14 protein-coding genes are annotated in these 14,176 nt (G+C 47.1%); 4 read left to right on the forward strand and 10 right to left on the reverse strand.

What is annotated here, in order from left to right:
- Window positions 1–80 precede the first annotated feature (80 nt).
- Window positions 81–2,213 carry a DNA helicase RecQ gene (gene recQ / locus JEU20_RS08800; protein ID WP_198245084.1) on the forward strand — a complete coding sequence of 711 codons (2,133 nt, stop codon included), beginning with the start codon at window positions 81–83 and terminating at the stop codon, window positions 2,211–2,213.
- Between the two features lie 18 nt (window positions 2,214–2,231).
- Here the strand turns inward: recQ and JEU20_RS08805 are convergent, their stop codons facing one another.
- The 5 genes from JEU20_RS08805 to JEU20_RS08825 form a co-directional block, all read right to left on the reverse strand.
- Window positions 2,232–2,684: a DUF1249 domain-containing protein gene (locus tag JEU20_RS08805; protein ID WP_198245086.1), complete on the reverse strand. Its 453-nt coding sequence runs from the start codon at window positions 2,682–2,684 to the stop codon at window positions 2,232–2,234.
- Window positions 2,685–2,687: 3 nt separating this feature from the next.
- Window positions 2,688–3,092, reverse strand: a complete 405-nt coding sequence (locus tag JEU20_RS08810) for a 6-pyruvoyl trahydropterin synthase family protein (RefSeq protein WP_198245088.1) — start codon at window positions 3,090–3,092, stop codon at window positions 2,688–2,690.
- Between the two features lie 5 nt (window positions 3,093–3,097).
- Complete coding sequence (locus JEU20_RS08815; RefSeq protein ID WP_198245090.1) at window positions 3,098–3,394, reverse strand: PilZ domain-containing protein; 297 nt, start codon at window positions 3,392–3,394, stop codon at window positions 3,098–3,100.
- A gap of 201 nt (window positions 3,395–3,595) precedes the next feature.
- Window positions 3,596–4,801, reverse strand: a complete 1,206-nt coding sequence (odhB, locus tag JEU20_RS08820; protein WP_198245092.1) for a 2-oxoglutarate dehydrogenase complex dihydrolipoyllysine-residue succinyltransferase — start codon at window positions 4,799–4,801, stop codon at window positions 3,596–3,598.
- A complete protein-coding gene (locus tag JEU20_RS08825; protein ID WP_198245094.1) occupies window positions 4,791–7,622 on the reverse strand; it encodes a 2-oxoglutarate dehydrogenase E1 component in 2,832 nt (943 codons plus the stop codon). Before JEU20_RS08825 ends, odhB begins: the two co-directional genes overlap by 11 nt.
- A 130-nt stretch (window positions 7,623–7,752) precedes the next feature.
- On the opposite strand from JEU20_RS08825, the gene JEU20_RS08830 reads away from it, so the two are divergent.
- Window positions 7,753–8,259 carry a hypothetical protein gene (locus JEU20_RS08830; protein WP_198245096.1) on the forward strand — a complete coding sequence of 169 codons (507 nt, stop codon included), beginning with the start codon at window positions 7,753–7,755 and terminating at the stop codon, window positions 8,257–8,259.
- Here the strand turns inward: JEU20_RS08830 and JEU20_RS15210 are convergent, their stop codons facing one another.
- Both JEU20_RS15210 and JEU20_RS15215 read right to left on the reverse strand, forming a co-directional pair.
- Entirely contained in the window at window positions 8,260–8,997 is a 738-nt protein-coding gene (locus JEU20_RS15210; RefSeq protein ID WP_245395161.1) for a transposase, read from the reverse strand.
- The gene (locus JEU20_RS15215; protein WP_245395162.1) at window positions 8,970–9,557 is read right to left on the reverse strand and encodes a hypothetical protein; all 588 of its coding nucleotides are present in this window, start codon (window positions 9,555–9,557) and stop codon (window positions 8,970–8,972) included. The genes JEU20_RS15210 and JEU20_RS15215 overlap by 28 nt, the downstream gene beginning before the upstream one ends.
- Before the next feature lie 173 nt (window positions 9,558–9,730).
- Here JEU20_RS15215 and JEU20_RS15890 point away from each other — a divergent pair, with 173 nt between their 5' ends.
- The gene (locus tag JEU20_RS15890) at window positions 9,731–9,928 is read left to right on the forward strand and encodes a DUF2914 domain-containing protein (protein ID WP_425356706.1); all 198 of its coding nucleotides are present in this window, start codon (window positions 9,731–9,733) and stop codon (window positions 9,926–9,928) included.
- Between the two features lie 134 nt (window positions 9,929–10,062).
- The gene (locus JEU20_RS08845) at window positions 10,063–10,380 is read left to right on the forward strand and encodes an H-NS histone family protein (protein WP_198245100.1); all 318 of its coding nucleotides are present in this window, start codon (window positions 10,063–10,065) and stop codon (window positions 10,378–10,380) included.
- 207 nt (window positions 10,381–10,587) lie between these two features.
- Here JEU20_RS08845 and JEU20_RS08850 read toward each other — a convergent pair whose 3' ends face one another.
- The 3 genes from JEU20_RS08850 to recN are packed head-to-tail and all read right to left on the reverse strand — an operon-like array spanning window position 10,588 to window position 14,167.
- Window positions 10,588–11,469: a carbon-nitrogen hydrolase gene (locus JEU20_RS08850; protein ID WP_198245102.1), complete on the reverse strand. Its 882-nt coding sequence runs from the start codon at window positions 11,467–11,469 to the stop codon at window positions 10,588–10,590.
- Window positions 11,466–12,488 carry an agmatine deiminase family protein gene (locus tag JEU20_RS08855; protein ID WP_198245104.1) on the reverse strand — a complete coding sequence of 341 codons (1,023 nt, stop codon included), beginning with the start codon at window positions 12,486–12,488 and terminating at the stop codon, window positions 11,466–11,468. Before JEU20_RS08855 ends, JEU20_RS08850 begins: the two co-directional genes overlap by 4 nt.
- Window positions 12,489–12,490: 2 nt before the next feature.
- On the reverse strand, window positions 12,491–14,167 hold the full coding sequence (gene recN / locus JEU20_RS08860) for a DNA repair protein RecN (RefSeq protein ID WP_198245106.1): 1,677 nt from the start codon (window positions 14,165–14,167) through the stop codon (window positions 12,491–12,493).
- Between the last annotated feature and the right edge of the window lie 9 nt (window positions 14,168–14,176).

A 14,176-nucleotide genomic window follows, 5' to 3' on the forward strand; every position in this document is an offset into this window, starting at 1 on the left:
GAGATTTTGAGAACCTTATCGACAGCATGCAGGCCGGGGTAGGCGTTAATGCATAAAAAATCAAGGGTTTGTTTTGTATTATGAACGATAAGGTGTTACACACATTACGCACGGTTTTTGGCTATGAGCAGTTCCGCGGTCAACAAGCTGAAATTATCAGCCAGCTGATTGCGGGTAATGATGTATTGGTTTTGATGCCGACCGGAGGCGGGAAATCCTTGTGTTTTCAGATTCCAGCCTTGCTGATGGATGGGGTGGCGATTGTGATTTCGCCATTGATTGCGTTGATGGAAGATCAGGTTAATGCCTTGCATCAGCTTGGTATCCGTGCCGCCTTTTTAAATTCAACCTTGTCATTAGATGAGGTTCGGCAGATTGAGGCGCAGCTGCAACAGGGCGCGTTGGATTTACTTTATATGGCGCCGGAGCGTTTGAACAATGAGCGCACCTTATCGCTGTTTACCCGCACAAAAATTGCTTTATTCGCAATCGATGAGGCGCATTGTGTGTCGCAGTGGGGACATGATTTTCGTGCCGATTATCTGCAATTGTCGCTGTTGCAGCAGCGCTTTCCCGATGTGCCGCGCATTGCCCTGACAGCGACTGCAGACAATAAAACCCGCGCTGAAATTATCCAACGCTTAGGTTTGGAGCAGGCAAAAATTTTTGTCAGCGGCTTTGATCGGCCTAATATTCGCTACAGAATTGTACATAAACAACAGGCGCGACAACAATTATTGCAGTTTATTCAACAAGAACATGCGGGCGATGCAGGTATTGTTTATTGCTTGTCGCGAAAAAAAGTCGAGGCGACGGCCGAGTGGCTGAATGAAAAAGGTATTACCGCCTTGCCTTACCATGCCGGTATGAGCAATGAATTGCGGCAACGTCATCAGCAACGCTTCATCAAGGAGGAAGGCTTGGTCATCGTTGCAACGATTGCATTTGGCATGGGCATAGACAAGCCGAATGTACGCTTTGTCGCGCATTTGGATTTGCCTAAAAGTATCGAAGCCTATTATCAGGAAACCGGCCGTGCCGGTCGTGATGGGCTGCCAGCGAATGCCTGGATGGCGTATGGCTTGCAGGATGTGATTTCCCTGCGTCAAATGATGGCCGGCTCTAATGCCAATGAAACGCACCGGCGGCTGGAATTGCATAAGCTTGATGCCATGCTGGCCTTGTGTGAAACCATTCATTGCCGCAGACAGGATTTATTGGCTTATTTTGGCGATATGCTGGAGGCGCCTTGCGGTAATTGTGATACCTGTCTGGAGCCGGTCAAGACTTGGGACGGAACAGTGGCGGCACAACAAGCCTTATCCTGTATTTATCGTACTGGCCAGCGCTTTGGTGCGAGTTATTTAATCGACGTGCTGCGCGGCAAGGATAATGACCGGATACGACATTTTGGCCATGATAAACAATCAACCTTTGGAATTGGTAAAGAGTTAGATGAACAACGCTGGCGTTCGGTGTTTAGGCAATTGGTCGCGCGTGGTTTGATTGAGGTTGATTTTGAAGGGTTTGGTGCCTTTAAACTCACCGAGGCGTGCCGACCTGTATTGCGCGGCGAACAAACCCTGATGCTGCGCAGCGATATTCAAGTCAAAAAAGCGCGTTCAGGCACATCCAGGAAAGTGCAGCCTGATAATCCGTTATGGGAGGCATTACGCGCTAAACGCCGGGAAATTGCGCAGCGCCAGGATGTCCCGCCCTATGTTATTTTTCATGATGCCACCTTGATGGAAATGGTGGCGGCAAGGCCGAAAACATTGAGTCAGATGGCGCATGTTTCAGGTGTCGGTGAGCGTAAACTGGCACTTTATGGGGATGAGTTTATCGCGGTGATTCAGCAGTTTTCAGGTGTTGACATCAAGGAAAAAAGCAGTGATACGGTACAGGAAAGTCTGGACTTGTTTCGATTAGGGTACACGGCTGAACAAATTGCTGAGCAGCGCGAACTTAAAGCAGATACCATTTATCGACATTTATCGGTCGCAATTGAGCAGGGACAGATTGCATTGAGCGAGGTGGTATCGTTGCCGGACTCTGAAATAGACAAGCTGCAAGATGCCATATTATCGCTGCCAGATGATCAGAATAATCGTCTGAAGCCGGTTTATGAACAATTCTCGGGTGTCTATTCGTATGGGATTCTGCATTGTGTCAAGGCGTCTTTAACACACGAGATTGAAGCGTCTTCGAGCTGAAACTACAGCTTGCCCTGGTTAAGCCGGGGCTAAGTCCTGTGTTTGGCTTGAAAAGTGGTAATGATCTTTTAAACAGTGTGTCAGCCATTTGTCCAGAAAATAATTGAGTCGCCATTTATAGTGCATGATGGCAACAGATTCGGTGGCTGATTTGTACACGTACGATACCGGATGACGGGCGTGGTCGCTTAAAACTTCGGCCAGTTGGGCGTCAAAATAGATGCGGATGACGACCTCGGGCATCATGAATGTTTCCAGTTCATCGCCGAAACGATGAGAGAGTTTGATGGTGACGGTGTAACGGCTTTGTTCCAGCATTTCAAGATGAATGGCGGGTTTGTTCTTGCACAAGCCTACAGCTTCAGTTTTTATCTGTTTGAGTTCGGGAATCAGACGCAGCAGTTTTTGGTAATTGGATTCACAAAGCTTTTCCAGGCACCAGGAGGTGTTGATAGGTTGAACATGTCCCATGATTCAATCTTCCCGGTAACAGGCACAGGCGCTGTCGGTTTCCCATAATACAACCTGGTCGATATTGAATCCCTGGTTTTTTAAATGGCGATAAATCATTTTGCTTAAAACTTCAGCAGTCGGGTGTTCATCCAGTAACATAAAACGCTCGTTATTGGCGCGTAAAGCCGGTACTAAGGGATCATCTTTATGCAGTAAAAAGTTGTGATCGAGTTGGTCGTCAATATACGATTTGACGCTGGCTTTGATATCTGAAAAATCACAGACCATAGCTTGGTCGTTCAGCTGTTCCTGGCGAATGGAAATAGCCGCTTTGACGCTATGGCCATGCAGGTTGCGGCACTTCCCGGGATGGTTCATCAAGCGATGTCCGTAGCAAAAATAAACCTCCTTGGTGATGATGTACATACAATTCAGCCTTTTATGCTTTTGATTATCGCGGCGATTTCGTATTGATCAGGCGCTTTTTCTGTGCAGCGCACAACTTCAATCAAGGCGGCCATCGGGGGCGTGAGTGATTTTTTAGGTTCGACACAAACATCCATGGCCAGTCCGGGTTCAAACGGGGTGTCAGCGATAAATGATAAGCCGGCACCGCTGAGCGATGTGCAGCGGCCACGTTTTTCATCACTGCCGTCAAGGGTTTTGTAGGTAATGTCACAGTCGACATTCATGCGCATATAGTTACGTTTTTCATCATAATCTAGCATCGCTATTTCCTCTGAAGTAAACGGTTATCATAACAAAATATTTAGCGTTTAATTTATAGACGCACTTGAATGATTTTTCCAGGTTTTGGCTTAGGCTTTTTATTGAGACCGGGATATACGTAGCGTAAGCACGGTATTAGCCCAATAGTGTTGCGTAGCCCCTCGTAGGGCACCTGCCCCTATAAGGTTGTTTCTTTAATATCAAATATTCAATAGTAAGTGGGCCGGTGCTTCGAGGCATTCTTTTATGGTGCCGAGAAATTGCACGGCTTCTTTACCGTCAACCAGGCGGTGATCATAGGACAGTGCTAAATACATGATCGGCCGAATAACAATTTCACCATTTTCAACCACTGGGCGTTCTTTGATCGCATGCATACCTAAGATGGCACATTGTGGCGGGTTAAGGATGGGGGTAGACAGCATGGAACCAAAAATACCGCCATTGGTAATGGTGAAGGTGCCACCGGTTAAATCATCCACACTGATGGTGCCGGCTTTTGCTTTGCCGCCAAATTCGGCAATACTTTTTTCAATGCCGGCAAAATCAAGTTGATCGGCATCTCGGATGACAGGAACGATGAGGCCGCGGGGTGATGAAACTGCAATACCAATATCGTAATAGCCATGATAGATAATATCGTTACCATCTATCGAGGCATTGATGGCCGGGAAGCGTTTTAAAGCTTCAATCGAGGCTTTGACAAAAAATGACATAAAGCCGAGTTTAACCTCATGTTTTTGTTCAAAGCGTTGTTTATATTGCTGGCGAAGATTGATGACCGCCTGCATATTCACTTCATTGAAGGTGGTCAGCATGGCGGCATTTTGTTGGGCCTGCAGCAAGCGTTCGGCAATTTTTGCCCGTAGCCGTGTCATGGGGACGCGTTGTTCCGGACGTATTGGGGAGGAGGTGGCGTAAACCGGCGTTTCTATATCCTGCGTAGTCGGGATTGCGCTGGGTTCGGTTGATTTTTTGGCTTCTGCTTGCGCTTGTTTTTCCAGATAATCCAGAACGTCTGTTTTTAAAATACGGCCATGCTTTCCCGTACCCAGAATTTTTTGAGGGTCCAACTGATTTTCCTGGATTAAGCGCCTGACGGCGGGACTTAGTGGAATATCGGCACTGGCGTTGGTGGTTGTTTCGGTGTGCTCTGGTTCTGCAATCGCTTGTTCTTCCATGATGGCGAGGACTTCGCCGGCAGTGACCGTTGCGCCATCAGGTTTGATGATTTCTTTCAGGACGCCTGTGGCTGGCGCGGGAACTTCCAGCACCACTTTATCGGTTTCCAGGTCGACCAGGGTTTCATCCTTGGTAATCGAATCACCGGGCTGTTTGTGCCAGGCGACCAGTGTTGCATCGGAGACTGATTCAGGTAAGTCCGGGACCAGAATTTCATGTTTCATTGTTATTTCCTATCAGGTTTCCATAGAGGGCTGATTGAACGACGGCGCGTTGTTCTTGAATATGTGTTTTGAAGCTGCCAACCGCTGGCGCTGCCGAAGCTGGACGCCCAACATACTCAATATTGGCATTGGTATCAAGATTGTTGTAGAAATGATGTTTGCTTTGATACCAGGCACCTTGGTTTTTGGGTTCTTCCTGGCACCAGACATATTCCTTGATATTGGGATATTGTTGAATAATGCTGCGAAACGCCTGCGCAGGGAAGGGGTATAATTGCTCGACCCGAATGATGGCGATGTGATCTAGTTTATCGCGGCGACGTGCTTCGAGCACATCATAATAAACCTTGCCCGAGCACATGATCAAACGCGTGATGCGGGCTTTATCCAAGTCGTCTATTTCGTCAATGACGGTCTGAAACTGTCCTTGGCTCAATTCTTCCAAGGTGGACACAGCCAGTTTATGTCGCAGCAGGCTCTTAGGGCTCATCACAATCAAGGGCTTGCGGTATTGTCGGATTAACTGTCTGCGCAGCAGGTGAAAAATCTGAGCGGGCGTGGTGGGGTAACAAACCTGAATATTCGCGTCGGCACACAGTTGTAAATAACGTTCCAGCCGTGCCGAGGAGTGTTCAGGGCCTTGGCCTTCGCAACCATGCGGTAGCAACATGACCAAGCCGCTCAAACGTCCCCATTTTGATTCACCCGAGCTGATGAATTGGTCAATAACAACTTGGGCACCATTGGCGAAATCGCCAAATTGCGCTTCCCAGATGACCAGCTTGTTAGGTTCGGTGGAGCTGTAGCCATATTCAAAGCCTAAAACACCTTCTTCCGACAGTAATGAATCGAATATTTGCGGGCGCGCCTGATTTTCAGCCAGGTGTTTTAACGGGATGTAAGGCTCGCCGTTGATTTGATTGTAAATAATCGCGTGACGATGGAAAAAAGTGCCTCGGCCTACATCCTGGCCAGTTAAGCGGATTTCGTAATTTTCCAACAATAAGGTGGCATAGGCCATGGTTTCGGCAAACCCCCAATCCAGTGGCAACGCGCCAGCCGCCATTTTATTGCGGTTTTCCATGATTTTGGCGACGCGTGGATGCAGCTCAAAGCCAGACGGCAGGCGTTGCAGCCTGTCATTACAAAAACGAATCCGCTCCAGGGCGACACGCGTATCGGCCGGCTCTTCCCAGCTTTTATAGAGAAAAACATCCCATTGGCGGGAATAAGAATAACTGGTGTTATCCAGAATCGGACGGGAGACGACCTGTTCCTGATCCAGTTTATGCTGATACTCTGTCTCCATTGCCTTGGCTTCGTCGGCGCTGATCAGCTGCTCCTGAATGAGTTTTTCAGCATAGATTTGACGCGTTGTCGGATGATTATGGATGATTTTATACATAACGGGCTGGGTGACGGCCGGTTCATCCGCTTCGTTATGTCCGCGGCGGCGATAACAAATTAGGTCGATGACAACATCTTCATGAAAGCGCATGCGGTATTCGAGTGCTAATCGGGTGACAAAAATAACCGCTTCAGGGTCATCACCATTGACATGGAATACCGGCGCCTGAATCATATTGGCTACATCGGTGCAATACAGCGTGGAGCGCGCATCGAATGGATTACTGGTCGTGAAGCCGATTTGATTGTTTATCACGATATGGACGGTGCCGCCGGTCGAAAAGGCACGGGTTTCCGACATATTCAAGGTTTCCATGACCACGCCCTGGCCTGCAAACGAGGCGTCGCCATGGATCAGAACCGGGATGACGGTGTCAACACTGCCTTTTCCGCGTCTGTCCTGTCGTGTCTTGACTGAGCCTTCCACCACAGGATTGATGATTTCAAGATGGGATGGATTGAAGGCCAGGGTGACATGTAGCGGGCCACCTGAGGTCTCGACATTGGAGGAAAAGCCCATGTGATATTTGACGTCGCCCGTCAAGGCACCGGGTGAGGATACATGGGTGCCTTCAAATTCACCAAACAAGGCCGCTGGGCTTTTACCGAGTATATTGACCAGAACATTGAGCCGGCCACGATGCGCCATGCCGATAACAAGCTCTTTTGCCTGCTTTGTACCCGCGAGCTGAATCAGTTCATCCAGGATGGGAATCAACGATTCACCACCTTCTAATGAAAAGCGTTTTTGGCCGACATATTTGGTATGCAGGTGTTTTTCGATGCCTTCTGCGGCTGTGAGTAAGTGCAACAGCCAGCGTTTTTGTTCGGGATCGGTCAAGCCGGGGCGCGAGCTTTCCAGTTTGGTTTGAATCCAACGTTTAGCATCGGTATCGACAATATGCATGTATTCTGTGCCGATACTGCCACAATAAATATCCTTCAGTGTGGTGATGATTTCCCGCAGAGGCATGCGGTCCTTGCCATATAAATTACCGGTATGGAACAGAGTATCCATATCCGGCTCTGCCAGACCGTAATATGCCGGTTCAAGGTCGGGCGGGATGTGAATATCTTTCCCTAGTGGATTATTGTCTGCAATCTGGTGGCCTTTCATGCGGTACTGATTGATCAGGCGGGCGACGGCAGATTGTTTTTTGACGCTTTCTTCTGTAAAGCCTTGTAATTTGGCTAAACGCCCGGGAGAGCTGACGGCAAGTTGTGCAAACCTTTCCACAATCGGGCTGTGCGGGATGTCATGCTGATTCGGCTGACGAATTTCGCTGAACTTTTTTTGCCAGCTTTCAGGGACAGAATCAGGGTTTTCCAGATATTGTTCATATAAGTCTTCGACAAAGCTGGCGTTATTACCATACAAGGCCGAAGTGTCGTAAAACATTTTGACAAGACTCATGCAAAATTCCAGTTTTAGCAAGTGATGCTTAATGATAGGCCGTAAGTGGTATATTACCAAGTCAAAATGACACACACGATTCAAATTGTATCTTTCAAGACTTTAGCTGGTGCAGCACTAGAACAACATCATGACTGAAAAAAGAATAGTAATCAAAATCAATCAGAAAAAAATGCAGGATACAGTATCCTCTATCGAGCCCGAGATGATTACAGAGTGGAATATTCCACGGCTTATTATGTTTTTTTTAGGACTTATATTAATCATTGGAATGGTATTTTTTTGGGTGGCTAATCAATCCGAAGAAGAAGCTAATGGCAGGCTGGTGCATAATGCGCAAAGTGATAATGAAGTGAGAAATACGCGTACTGAAATTGATAATGTAATGACTTCGAGCGTAGTTAAAAAAGAGAACGATTCATTTCCTATCAAAACCGAAAAGACTGTAGCAGTTGAAGAACCAGATGTTCACATTAAAAAAGATACCGCTAATATTACAGAGAAATATAAGTTTCCAGTTAAAATCAATATAGCTGATAAAAGAGTAAGTCGGGCTGTTATTGCTTATTCATTAAAACAAAAGGAGCCTGAGGAGGTTGTGACACATAAGCGCCAACTTAAGCCCCCAACCACTTGATTAAACACGACTTACGCCCAGCTCTCTGCATTGTCGAATCATTCCCAAAATCGGTTCAGGTAGACTCTGCAACGAACGTTTTCTCGGGCGTTCGCTAACGCTTTTCAAATAATCACGCTGAAAGCGTTCTTGCTTCGGAAAACAGGCGTTCAATCCTGATTTAATGTCCTCAGCAATCGTTTTATACAAACGCCAGGGTGTCAATGCACGCGGCCCATCCATTTTCGTCAAGGCCTTGGTAAAACACCGCTGCGCGATCTTTTCCGTAACCACCGCATACAGAAGTTTGCCCTGTAAATACAATTCGGCCAATTGACTGTCTTTACGGGCACGTAATTGATTGATCGCCAACAGGCTTTTCAGCCGTTTGATCACCAATTCCACCTGCCAGCGTACACGATAGAGCGCGGCAGCCGTTTCGGTGCTGAGCAACTCGACCGGCACGGACGTTAAAATTAAGACCCATTCACTGAGATAGAGCGTTTTTTCCTGGGCTGTACGTCCTTTGTTCTGCGCTCTGAGTTTCGCTTTACGCCGGGCTTGCGCCGCTTTTTCGGCAGGTAACGGAACCGCATGTACCGTGCAGGCGATTCGTTTAGTATCATGGCACAAATAAACCGGAATAGCCCCCGCTTGTTTCCCGAGACGTTGTAATTTCGTTTCCCAGTCAATTTTTATCATTTTGCCGTGCTCGTCAAGCTCGTATAAATTCATGCTGTGTGCGTTATAGCGCAGCACAATATCGCCACCTCGGTCAATAAAGGCACCAACGACTTCGGTTGATTGTAGCCACGATCAATCAACACGACATCGCCCGATTCCAGCACATAATGGTCAAGGCTTTCGCCAATCTTGTCCGTACTGACTTCAACCTGGCGCAATGTCAGTGAAATCAAATCTATCGCGATATGTAGCCGATACGTGGTTTCTGTCGCACCGGGTTCCTGCACGGTCGAGCCATCAATAATAACGAAGCTTAATGAACCACTGTCAACCACCTGATGCAACCCAAATACGCCCGATAGCAAGGATTTTACCCAAGGAACGCAGGCCGCCAGTCTTTTTACCGCCGTATCACTCAGGTAGCCCTGTAAGTGAGCCACCTCGCCGGCGCAACTCCGCAAGGAGAAATCCAGACCACAGTAGAGCATCACCAACTGTAACAGTTGTAAGGGCGAACGGATCTTGCGCGCACGCGTGAAGGCTTTAAATTCATAGGCTTGTTGTTGATAATCTTCTGGAAGTTCTTGCACAAATTGTTCAAAACGAGTATCTATGTGAGGTGGCTGCTTTTTCATAGGGTTTTCACTTTTGTCGGCAAAAGACTCTATGTGGTGGCCACACCTTTATTTTTCAACACGTAATCAATGATTTAATGGCTTAAGTTGGCGCTTATGAGGTTGTGACAGGGTGGGTTAAGGCAGATAAGGCGAAGGCGGTTGGTGTCTATTTTTTTACCGAAATCAATCAGATGAAAGGAAAGGTTTTATTCCATAAATGGTATCTGAATAATAAAATAGTATTTAGCAGAAGACTTAATATACTAGGAAACCATTGGAGAGCTTCAACCAGTAAATTGATTACTTATTCTCAAAAAGGCGAATGGCGTGTCACGTTAGTTAATCGAAATCAGCAGGTTTTAGCTGAAATAAGGTTTTATGTTATTTGATTAACCCATCTTTTCCAGAAATAACAAGAATTATTTTTATGTGCACAATGGAAAGGCTGGGTTAATGCTTTTGTTTTTATAAGATTATATATATAATATCTAGGTTTATTTTTATTTATAACCAAGAGGATATTATGACCGAATTGAGTAAGCTTTCTGAAGCGGAACTGCAAGCTATGATTCAAAATGCTGAAAAGGCATTAAGAGAAAAACAGGAAAGTAAAAAGAAAGAAGTCATCGCTCAAATCAAGGCATTAGCCGATTCTGTCGGTATTAATGTCATTATTCAGGATGGTGTAAAACAATCTTCTCGGAAAGGCGTTAAGGTTCCACCGAAATATCGGAATCCGTCTAATCCAGAGCAAACCTGGACTGGTCGTGGCGTGCCCCCTAAATGGATGCAGGAACTGATTGCAGCCGGGCATGATAAATCTGAATTTGAAATTCAGTAAAACATTTAGCGTAGCGCATAAAATGGCTTAAAGATTATCTGCGGGAGCGGCCCACAGTTGCGATCTAATCGTGGCTGATGCCGCTCCTGCAGCCGCTCAAATCCCATCAAAAAGACCTCCCACCTCTAATCGCGTTGCTTTCAAGATAAGCATTGGCTTGATATTTCAAACCTGGGTTTTATCGATTGTCTCGTTCTGTGTATAACATCAGTCAATATAACGTTTATTCAAGTCATTGTAGGCGTCAATACGGCGGTCACGAAAAAATGGCCAGATGTTACGGACGTCCTGACTGCGCGTTAAATCCAAATCCTGTATCAGAATTTTATTTTCCTCGTCGTTAGCGTGCTGGAGAATTTCGCCTTGAGGGCCTGCAATAAAACTGTTGCCCCAGAATTGAATACCGCCGTTTTGATCGGGTGCACACTCAAATCCAATTCGGTTACAACTGATAATCGGTAAACCATTGGCAATGGCATGACTGCGTTGAATTGTTATCCAGGCATCAAGTTGGCGTTGCTTTTCGGCGGCTGTGTCGGCAGGCTCCCAGCCAATTGCAGTCGGGAATATCAGTATATCCGCACCCGCCAGGCTCATTAAGCGAGCAGCCTCTGGATACCACTGATCCCAGCAGATCAATACGCCAAGTGTGCCAATCGAGGTTTTAATCGGCGTAAAGCCCAAATCGCCCGGGGTGAAGTAAAATTTTTCATAATAGCCCGGGTCATCCGGGATATGCATTTTGCGATAACGGCCGGCAATCGCACCATTCTTATCAAATACGACGCAGGTGTTGTGATAAAGGCCGGGCGCGCGTTTTTCAAACAGAGTCGAGACAATCACAATGCTATTGTCTTTAGCGACCCGGCTCAGTAAATCCGTGGTCGGGCCGGGGATGGTTTCGGCTTGGCTAAAAACAGCGGTATCTTCGGTTTGGCAGAAATACGGGCCACAATGTAGTTCAGGCAGGACGGCCAGGTCAACATGCTCCCTTGCGGCCTGTTCTATTTGCCGGATGGAGTAGGCCAGGTTCTCTTGTTTTTTGAGTTTACAAGGTTGTTGTATGGCGCAAACTTTAAGGTGGCTCATAGGGCAAGTTCCAAGGTTGCTGGAAACTGCATGGTCATGCAATGCAGGCTTCCATATTGGTGAACAATGGGACGACAGGGGATAGGGATGATGTCCCGTTCCGGAAAACATTGGGCGATGCGGCTTAAGGCAATTTCGTCGTTGCGGTCGCCATAGACCGGTACTAAAACGGCATGATTGATAATCAGAAAATTGGCGTAGTTCGCCGGCAAGCGTTGGCCGTTGTCATCGTAAATAGGTGCGGGTAAAGGCAGTGCCACCAATTGGTAGGGTTTGCCGCTGGCTGTGGTGAAGGTTTCCAGTTGTTGGCGCAGTTTTTGCAGTCCCGGATAGTGCGGATCATCAGGGGTGTCAGAGGTGCTGTAAGCGATGATTTCAGGGCTGCAAAAGCGAGCGAGGGTGTCGATATGGGCATCGGTATCGTCGCCGGCCAGGTTGTTTTGCTGTAACCATAGGATTTTTTCACAACCGAAATGGTTTTCCAGGGTACGGCTGATGGCAAAACGGTTGTAGTCCGGGTTGCGGTTGGGATTTAGTAAGCAGTTTTCGGTGGTCATCAGGGTAGTGATACCATCGGATTCAATACTGCCGCCTTCCAGCACAAAATCGATATGTTGACAGGACAAACCTGAAAAAATAGGATGTTGCAGTAACTGTTGATTTAATTGATTGTCTGCAGTATGTGGGTATTTATTACCCCAGCCATTGAATCTAAAATTCAGTAACCGCGCCTGCCGGTCTTCTTCGATAGTCAAAAAAGCTGTGTCTCGTAGCCAAATATCATCGTAATTGGCCTGGATGAAATGGGTTTGCGTCGTTGTGTTTAACAGCTGTTCGATGTGTTGTTGATGCGCTGCATCACGACACAGAATAATCAAAGATTGATAATGGCTGATGGTTTGTGCAATGAGGCTATAACTGTCTTCAACTTCGGCTAGGTTGTTAAAATCACCTTCGCTATGTGGCCAGGCGATCATGACGGCAGATTGGGGTTCCCATTCGGCTGGAAAACGGCGCATGATTAGTCCTCTCCTGTGTGCTGTAACATTTCGGCGGCATGATTACGGGTATTTTGAGTGATACGAACGCCGCCGAGCATACGCGCGAGTTCTTCAATGCGTTGCTCTTGGCTCAGCGTTTGTACGCTGGAACTGGTGACCGCTGCTTCGGTGTTTTTTCTGACATGCAAATGTTGATGTGCTTGCGCGGCAACTTGCGGCAGGTGTGTGACGCATAACACTTGCCGGTTATCGGCGAGCTGGCGCATTTTGTGCCCTACAATTTCAGCAATACCACCGCCAATGCCGGAATCAACCTCATCAAAAATCATGGTGGGCACCGTTTTATCGCTGCTGGTTGTAACTTGAATGGCTAGGCTGATACGCGATAGCTCACCACCTGATGCGACTTTTGCCAGCGGTTTGGGTGGCAGGCCCGGGTTGGCGCTGATTAAAAACTCAATGTTATCCAGGCCATTGGGCTTTGGCAGTGATGACAGATCGGTTTCGATCTGAATAATAAATTCGCCTTGCGGCATGCCGAGTTCCTGAATCATCGCACTGATGCGGCGGGATAAAATTTTGCCTTGCTGTAGCCGGCGTTGGCTTAATTGCTGAGCTAACTTTTGATATTGCTGAGAAAAGTTTTCACACTGTTTTGAAAGCTGTTCAATCCGTTCATCGCTATGGCTCAGAAGGTCGAGTTCCTGTTCGATCTGTCGGGCTATTTGCGGTAATTGTTCGGCTTGGCAATGATGTTTTCGGCTTAAATCCATAATCAGGCTAATTTGGGCATCCAGATCAGCTAGGCGGCCGGGGTCAAGTTCCTGCGATTCTAGAAAGCGGCGGAGCTGATGACTGGCTTCGGAAATCTGAATCTGGGCTTCTTCCAGCAAGGCGGTTATTTCATCTAACTCAGGTGCATATTGGCTTAAATCACTCAGTACAGTGACAGAGTGTGCCAATGACTGGTTTAAAGATTGCTGATCATTATCATAGAGTAAATCAAGTTGTTGTTGGCCTTGTGTCAAAATCAAGCCTAAGTTGGATAATTTACTGTGTTCTTCAGAAAGGGCCTGAAAATCAAATTGTTCCAGATCAAGTTGTTGCAGTTCTTGCAGCTGATAACGCAGGAATTCTTCACGTTCGGCTTGATCTTTGTTGTTTTGAGTTAAACGCTCAAGTTCGGTTTGGGTTTGTTTCCAGTCTTTAAAAACCTGGTTTAACTGGGCGACTAAGGGTTGGTTCGAAGCAAAATTGTCCAGCAGCCTGCGCTGTTCGTCATGTTGTAATAAGGTCAGGTGGGCATGTTGTCCATGAATTTCGACCAGTAAGCGTCCTAGCGCTTGCAGACTCTGAAGTGTGGCAGGGCGATTGTTGATCCAGGCTTTGGAACGGCCATCCTGATTGATGATGCGGCGGATAATGCAATGTTGCTCATCATCGAGTTCGTGTTCTTGTAACCATTCTTTCGCTTTCGGTGCATCACTCAAATCAAATTCAAGCGAAATTTCAGCGCGTCGGCTGCCAGGGCGGATAAATCCGGAATCAGCACGATCGCCAAGCGCCAGCCCTAACGCGGTCAGTAAAATGGATTTACCGGCGCCGGTTTCTCCGGTTAAAACAGACATGCCTGGCTTGAGTTCAAGCATGAGGTTTTTAACGACGGCCAGATCAATGATGTTGATAGTTGAAAGCATGGTCGGGAC

Origin of the sequence: methane-oxidizing endosymbiont of Gigantopelta aegis (assembly GCF_016097405.1) — a bacterium.
Taxonomy (GTDB): Bacteria; Pseudomonadota; Gammaproteobacteria; order Methylococcales; family Methylomonadaceae; genus Methylomarinum.